Source organism: Actinomycetospora aurantiaca, from assembly GCF_037401875.1.
In the GTDB taxonomy this organism is placed as follows: domain Bacteria; phylum Actinomycetota; class Actinomycetes; order Mycobacteriales; family Pseudonocardiaceae; genus Actinomycetospora; species Actinomycetospora aurantiaca.
The window spans coordinates 76,507-83,358 of sequence record NZ_JBBEGN010000021.1 but is presented as its reverse complement, the minus strand read 5'-3'; the positions used below and the strand labels follow the sequence as shown (position 1 = coordinate 83,358).

The window sequence follows — 6,852 nt, the reverse complement described above, 5'->3', positions numbered from 1 at the left end:
CACTGCCAGATCCACCACATCCGACACTGGGCCCACCACGGCGAGACCGAACCCGACAACCTCGGACTGCTCTGCACCTACCACCACGGACTGGTCCACCACTCCGGATGGGAGATCGTCATGCACGACCACCTGCCCTGGTTCATCCCACCCAAGTGGCTCGACCCCACCCGCACCCCCCGACACAACCGCCCCTGGACGCTCGTCTGACACGACGATCAGCTGACGGCGGCCGGTCCGGCGGCATCGAGGCGTGAGCGCGTGCGAGCCACCGCCGCGCGGGTGGCGTCCCGGCGACGGCCCGCGGTGTCGGTACGTCCGTCCGGCCCCGCGACCAGCGGGGCCGCGGCGCGGTCGGCGACCAGCAGGCACCACCAGAGGGCGTCGCGGGTCGGGGACTCCTCGTCCTCCAGACCACCGAGGTCGACGCCGACCGCCTCCGCCTCCACGCCGGACGCGAGCTGATGGGCGACCAGGGCGACGACCCGCCGCGGGTAGCCCCGCACGCGCAGGAACCGTGCGCCGTCGAGCGGCGGGAACCCGGAGCGCGACGCCACGGGTGAGTGGCCGACGTGGACCAGCACCGCCGCGTGGATCAACGGCTCACGGTCGACGCCCGGCAGGTCCGCCAGCCGCACCGCCTCCCGGGCCACTGCCTGCGTGTGCTGCCAGCGTTCCGGGAGGTGGTCGGCGAGCAGGGTCTCGGCGAGCGCCCGCGACGCGGAGAACGACGGGAGGTCGGACGGCACGGACCGCGACGCTATCCCTCACCGCGGTGACGACGCGCGAGCGCCATGTCGAGCCGCGCGAGAGCGAAGAACGCCGCCATCGTCACCACGACCCCGCCGATCCACACCGCCCACCCGAGTGCGCCCGCCCCGACGGCCGCCCAGCCCTCCGCGTCCGACGCACCAAAGGCCTGCTGAACGCCGACCACGAGCCACACCCAGAGCCCGACGTACGCGGCGAGCTGCAGCAGACCGTGGCGCACCAGCGGACCGGAGGCGGGATCGTCGTTGGCCATCGCGAACGGGATCAGCGCGACGACCCCGAAGACCCCACCCACGGCCAGCAGCACGAAGGCGTTGACCCACACCAGCACGACCATGCCGAGACCCTCGCGGCCCGCCCCGTCACCGGGGCAGCGGGGAACTACTCAGCGCCCCGTCCACTGCGGTGCGCGCTTCTCGGCGAACGCCCGCGGGCCCTCCCGCGCGTCCTCGCTGGCGAAGATCCGCGCTCGGACCTCGCTGTTCGCCGCCCACGCCGCCTCGCCGAGCTCGTCGTCGTGGGCCGCCGCGATCATGAGGCCCTTGGACTCGCGCACGGCGAGCGGCGCGTTCGCCACGATGGTCGCGGCCATCGAGCGGGCGCCCTCGAGCGCGGTGCCCGCGGGGGCGACCCGGTTGACCAGGCCGAGCTCGTAGGCGCGCGCCGCGGTGATCGGCTGTCCGGTCATCGCGATCTCCAGCGCGACCGCCCGCGGGATGCGCTGCGGCAGCCGGATCAGCCCTCCCGCGGCCGCGACGAGTCCCCGGGTCACCTCGGGCAGCCCGATCTGGGCGTGCTCGTCGACCACGGCGAGGTCGCAGGCGAGCATGAGCTCGCACCCGCCGCCGAAGGCCAGGCCGTTCACGGCGGCGATCGTCGGCGTGGCGACCGGGTGCTGGGCGAAGCCCCCGAAGCCCCACTCCGGGTGGTCGGGGTCCGAGAGCGTGTCGCCCTGGGCGACGGCCTTGAGATCGGCGCCGGCGCTGAACGCCCGACCGGTACCGGTGACGACGATCGCCCGCACCGCCTCGTCGTCGTCGGCCGCCTGCAGCGCGCGCCCGAGCGCGGTGGCCACCGACGAGTTGATCGCGTTCAGGGCCTTCGGCCGGTCGAGGGTGATGACGGCGACGCCGTCCGCCGTCTCGACCCGGACCTCGTCACTCATCGGCACGTCCCTCCCCGAGGATGGCGGCCCGCGCCGCCCCGTCGTCGGCACCCTGCACGACGGCGGCCAGGTCGGCGAGTGCGGCGCGGTCGGTCTCGTCGTGCACCGCGATCGAGAACTCCACGTCCGTGATGACGGACGCGTACCGGTCCAACAGCCGCGGCCCGATCTCGGAGTGCAGCCCGATCACGACGAACCGGTGCAGCGTCTCGTCGTCGATCATCGCCGGGAGCTCGTCCCACCGCTGCGCCTTCGACAGCTCCTTGGCCCCGGCGGCGAGCTCGGAGAGGCCGAGGTGGTCGAAGGCCGCGCGGTAGCCGGGCGTGGAGGCGTAGAAGGCGATGCGGGCCCGGGCGTCCTCGACCTTGCGGTCCAGCTCCTCGGGCGTCCGGGCCGAGGCCACCAGGGGCTTCATGCACACGCGGAAGTCCGCCAGGGTCCGGCCGGAGCGCGCCGCACCCCGCCGGACGGCCGGCAGCATCACCTCGGCGATGTAGCTCGGCGTGCACACCGGGTGGGGCCGGATGCCGTCGGCGACCTCCCCGGCCACCGCGCTCATGTAGGGATTGACCGCCGCGAGGTGCACCGGGATCGCCGGGTGCTCGATCGGTCCGGCGTCGAACAGGGGCACCATGAGGTCGAGGTCGTAGTGATCGCCGTGGAAGTCCAGCGGCGTCCCGTGCTGCCAGGTGTCCCACACCGTACGCAGCGCCTGCACGTACTCCCGCATCCACGGCGCGGGCGGGTACCACGCCATCCCGTAGCGGCGCCGGATGTGCCCGCGCACCTGCGTCCCGAGCCCGAGCGTGAACCGTCCGCCCGAGAGCTTCTGCTGGGTCCACGCCTGCAGCGCCATGACGGTGGGGCTGCGGGGGAAGGCGATCGTGACGGCGGTCGTGGTCCGCAGGCGCGTCGTCGCGGCGGCCGCGAGAGCCAGCACGACGAACGGGTCGTCCTTGGTCTCCTCCACGGCGAGCCCGCCGTACCCGATCTCCTCGAGGAGCTGCGCGGTGTCGGCGACCGTGTGCAGGTCGAGCGGTCTCTCCGGAGCCCGCAGCCCGGGGTCGACCTTGCCGAGCGGGAGCAGTGTCTCCAGGCGCACCCGGGGGAGTCTCCTCCCCGTCGACGGGTGCTGGGGCACTCTGGGAACCATGTCCGAGGACCAGGGTGGTGACCCCGTCTGCTGGGCCCACCTGCTCTGCCCCGCGTGCGGGGCCATGCCCGACCCGGAGGATCCGGCGCCGGGAACCTGTCCCCGGTGCGGCGAGGAGATCGAGCGATGACGACCGAGAACACCCGCGATCTCGAGCAGGGCATCGTCCGGGACTTCACCGAGAACCTGTCGTACGGGCGCTACCTGCACCTCGACGAGCTGCTGGACGCGCAGCACCCCCGGAGCGACCACCACGACGAGATGCTGTTCGTCATCCAGCACCAGACCTCGGAGCTCTGGCTGAAGCTGGCGCTGCACGAACTGGGCACGGCGTGCGACGACCTCGCCCGCGACGAGCTCGAGCTCGCCCTCAAGCGGCTCGCCCGGGTGAAGCACGTGCAGCGGCAGCTCATCGAGCAGTGGTCGGTGCTGGCCACGCTGACGCCGAGCGAGTACGGGGAGTTCCGCGGGTTCCTGGGGACGTCGTCGGGGTTCCAGAGCTACCAGTACCGCGCCGTGGAGTTCGTCCTCGGCAACAAGAACGCCGCGATGCTGGAGCTCTTCGCCGACGACCCCACGGCGCAGCGGGTGCTCACCGACGCCCTGGAACGCCCGAGCCTCTACGACGAGTTCCTGCGCCTGCTGGCCCGCCGCGGCCACCCGGTCCCCGTCGAGCTCCTCGAGCGGGACGTGACGACGGCGCACGTCGAGAACGCGGGCCTGGTGCAGGTGTTCCGCGCGATCTACGCGGACCCGGAGCGCTACTGGGGCCTCTACGAGGCCTGCGAGGAGCTGGTCGACATCGAGGAGAACGTGCAGTTCTGGCGCTTCCGCCACCTCAAGACCGTGGAGCGCACGATCGGTTTCCGCACCGGGACCGGCGGGTCGAGCGGGGCCGGCTTCCTGCGCCGTGCCCTGGAGCTGACCTTCTTCCCGGAGCTGTACGCCGTCCGGACCGCCCTCTAGATCGACGTGCCCGACGCGCGCTAGCCTCCGGCGCTGACCAGCAGGTTCACACTCAAGCCTGGTACGGGGAGGCCGTCATGGCGGGCAAGTTCGAGGTGTACGAGGACAAGTCGGGGAAGTTCCGCTTCCGGCTCAAGGCGAGCAACGGCCAGATCGTCGCGAGCGGCGAGGCCTACGAGACCCGGGCCGCGGCCAAGAAGGGCTGCGAGTCGGTGCAGAAGGCCGCGGACGGCGCGCCGGTCACCGAGGTCTGACCCCTCTCCACGGCCGGGCCGGCGATCCCCCGGGGGTCGGCGGCCCGCGTCGTCTCCGGGGCGACAGTGTCTCCGGGGCGACAGTGTCTCCGGGGTGCTGGCAGAGTTCGCCACGAACGTCGACGCCGACCCGGAGGTCCCCGTGAGCGAGCTGGAACACCTGCGCATGCTGATCGGCGGCCGGTCCGTCGACGCGGCCTCCGGGAGGACGTTCGAGTCGCAGAACCCCTACACCGGGCAGTCGTGGACCGTCGTCCCCGACGGTGACACCGACGACGTCGACGCCGCCGTCGCCGCCGCCCGGTCCGCCTTCGACGGCGAGTGGGGCCAGACGACGCCGTTCGCGCGGGCCGCGTGCCTGCGCCGCCTCGGTGACCTGATCACCGAGAACGCCGAGCGGCTGGCGCGCCTCGAGGTGAACGACTCCGGCAAGCTCTACCGCGAGATGCTCGGCCAGCTCAACGCCCTCGGCGGGTGGTACCACTACTACGCCGGGCTCGCGACGGCGATCGAGGGCGCGCAGCCGCCGGTGCCGAACCCGAACTACCTGGTCTACACGCGGCGCGAGCCGGTCGGGGTGGTCGCCTGCATCACGCCGTGGAACTCGCCGCTGCTGCTGATGAGCTGGAAGGTCGCGCCGGCGCTCGCCGCGGGCTGCACCGTGGTGATCAAGCCCAGCGAGCACGCGCCCGGCTCCACCCTCGGGTTCGCGGAGCTGATCGAGCAGGCCGGCATCCCGGCGGGCGTGGTCAACGTGGTCACCTCGCTGCGCGGCGAGGTCGGCGGCCACCTGGCCGCGCACCCCGGCGTGGACAAGGTCGCCTTCACCGGGTCCACGGCCACCGGCATCAAGGTCGGCCACGCGGCGATGGACAACCTCAACCCGGTCACCCTGGAGCTGGGCGGCAAGTCCCCGCAGGTCGTCTTCCCCGACGCCGACCTGCAGGCTGCCGCCAACGGCCTGGTCGCGGGCGTGTTCGCGGCGACGGGGCAGACGTGCATGGCCGGGTCCCGGCTCGTGGTGCACGCCGACGTCCACGACGAGCTCGTCCGCCTCGTCGCCGAGCGCGCGTCCCAGATCAAGCTCGGCGACCCGTTCGGCGAGGACACCGAGATGGGGCCGGTCGCGAACGGTCCGCAGTACGAGAAGGTCCTCGGCTACCTCGAGACCGCCCGGAACGAGGGCGCCACCGTCCAGTACGGCGGGGTCGCGGAGGAGTCGCTGGGCGGCTACTTCGTCCGGCCGACCGTGCTCACCGTCAAGCCCACGGACACCGTGTTCCGCGAGGAGGTCTTCGGGCCCGTGCTCTCGGCGGTGACGTTCACCGACGAGGACGAGGCGGTGAAGCTCGCGAACGACACGCCGTACGGGCTCGCCGGGGCGGTGTGGACCAAGGACATCCACCGCGGCCACCGGATAGCAGGCCGGATCCGGGCGGGCACCGTGTGGATCAACGCGTACCGCGCGGTGGCGCCGAGCGTGCCCTTCGGCGGCTACAAGATGTCCGGCCTGGGCCGGGAGAACGGCCGCGCGGGCCTCGACCCGTACCTCGAGACCAAGTCGGTCTGGGTGGAGCTCACCGGCGGGACCCGCGACCCGTTCACGCTGGGCTGACCCGGAATCGTCGCCGACCGCGCGGGGTTGTGCCGGGTATGACGAGCGTCGCGGAGGACCTGACCACCGAGTGGCAGCGCTGGCACGACGAGCGCGAGGCCACGCTGCGCGAGCCCCACGGCTGGCTCTCGCTCACCGCCCTCGAATGGCTGGAGCCCGCCCCGCGGACGATCGCCGACCTCCCGGGGACGTGGGCGGCGCCGGGAGACGGCACGGTGGTCATCACGGCCGCCGCCGGTGACGGCGTGGAGGTGGACGGCGAGGTCGTCGACGGCGCCACCGCGGTGACGCCGGTGGACGGCGCGCCAGGTGTGCTGGTGACGGTGGGGGAGCGGGTCGTCGAGCTGGCCCGTCGCACCGACTCCTACGCGCTGCGCGTCCGTGACCCGCAGGCGCCGACACGGCGCGACTTCACCGGCGTGCCGACGTTCCCGGTCGACGGGCGCTGGGTGGTCACGGGTCGGTTCGAGCCCTACGCCGAGCCGGAGCGGATCACGGTGGGCGCCGTCGTGGACGGGCTGCAGCACTTCCCGACCGCGGTCGGCACGGTGTCGTTCACCGTCGACGGCGCCGAGCAGCGGCTGGTCGCGCTCGCGGGGAAGGACGGGGGCCTGTCGCTGCACTTCCGCGACGCCACCAGCGGGGTCAGCACCTACGGCGGCGGCCGCATCCTGCGGACCGACGACCCGGCCGAGGACGGGTCGGTCGTGATCGACCTGAACCGCACCGTCAACCTGCCGTGCGCCCTGACCGCGTTCGCCACCTGCCCGCTGCCGCCGGCCGACAACGTGCTGGACGTGGCGGTCGAGGCCGGCGAGAAGAGTGACCACTGAACGAATTCCGGGTCGATTGCGCGAAACGCGATCGACCGTGTGACTGAGAGCTTGCTGAGAGGGTAGGAACTCCTCGACCGTGATCCGACCGAGAT

The 6,852-nt window shown here is 72.8% G+C and carries 8 protein-coding genes and 1 pseudogene; 5 read left to right on the top strand and 4 right to left on the bottom strand.

Annotation, left to right across the window (positions count from 1 at the left end):
* Positions 1-210, top strand: a pseudogene (locus tag WCD74_RS26665) (HNH endonuclease signature motif containing protein); the annotation flags it as partial.
* A gap of 8 nt (positions 211-218) precedes the next feature.
* Here the strand turns inward: WCD74_RS26665 and WCD74_RS26660 are convergent.
* Genes WCD74_RS26660 through WCD74_RS26645 form a run of 4 tightly spaced genes read right to left on the bottom strand, consistent with a single transcriptional unit; the run spans position 219 to position 3,038 of the window.
* Positions 219-749, bottom strand: coding sequence for a phosphohydrolase (locus WCD74_RS26660; protein ID WP_337697935.1), 531 nt, complete (start codon positions 747-749; stop codon positions 219-221).
* A gap of 11 nt (positions 750-760) precedes the next feature.
* Positions 761-1,108 carry a hypothetical protein gene (locus WCD74_RS26655; protein WP_337697934.1) on the bottom strand — a complete coding sequence of 116 codons (348 nt, stop codon included), beginning with the start codon at positions 1,106-1,108 and terminating at the stop codon, positions 761-763.
* A 48-nt stretch (positions 1,109-1,156) separates the two neighbouring features.
* On the bottom strand, positions 1,157-1,936 hold the full coding sequence (locus WCD74_RS26650) for a crotonase/enoyl-CoA hydratase family protein (protein ID WP_337697933.1): 780 nt from the start codon (positions 1,934-1,936) through the stop codon (positions 1,157-1,159).
* Positions 1,929-3,038, bottom strand: coding sequence for a TIGR03617 family F420-dependent LLM class oxidoreductase (locus WCD74_RS26645; RefSeq protein ID WP_337697932.1), 1,110 nt, complete (start codon positions 3,036-3,038; stop codon positions 1,929-1,931). The genes WCD74_RS26650 and WCD74_RS26645 overlap by 8 nt, the downstream gene beginning before the upstream one ends.
* 177 nt (positions 3,039-3,215) lie before the next feature.
* On the opposite strand from WCD74_RS26645, the gene kynA reads away from it, so the two are divergent.
* From kynA to WCD74_RS26625, 4 genes are all read left to right on the top strand, one after another.
* Positions 3,216-4,055: a tryptophan 2,3-dioxygenase gene (gene kynA, locus WCD74_RS26640; RefSeq protein ID WP_337697931.1), complete on the top strand. Its 840-nt coding sequence runs from the start codon at positions 3,216-3,218 to the stop codon at positions 4,053-4,055.
* A gap of 77 nt (positions 4,056-4,132) precedes the next feature.
* A complete protein-coding gene (locus WCD74_RS26635; protein WP_337697930.1) occupies positions 4,133-4,309 on the top strand; it encodes a YegP family protein in 177 nt (58 codons plus the stop codon).
* Positions 4,310-4,451: 142 nt separating this feature from the next.
* A complete protein-coding gene (locus WCD74_RS26630; RefSeq protein ID WP_337697939.1) occupies positions 4,452-5,924 on the top strand; it encodes an aldehyde dehydrogenase in 1,473 nt (490 codons plus the stop codon).
* A gap of 38 nt (positions 5,925-5,962) precedes the next feature.
* Entirely contained in the window at positions 5,963-6,757 is a 795-nt protein-coding gene (locus WCD74_RS26625) for a DUF1684 domain-containing protein (RefSeq protein WP_337697929.1), read from the top strand.
* The last annotated feature ends 95 nt before the right edge of the window (positions 6,758-6,852 follow it).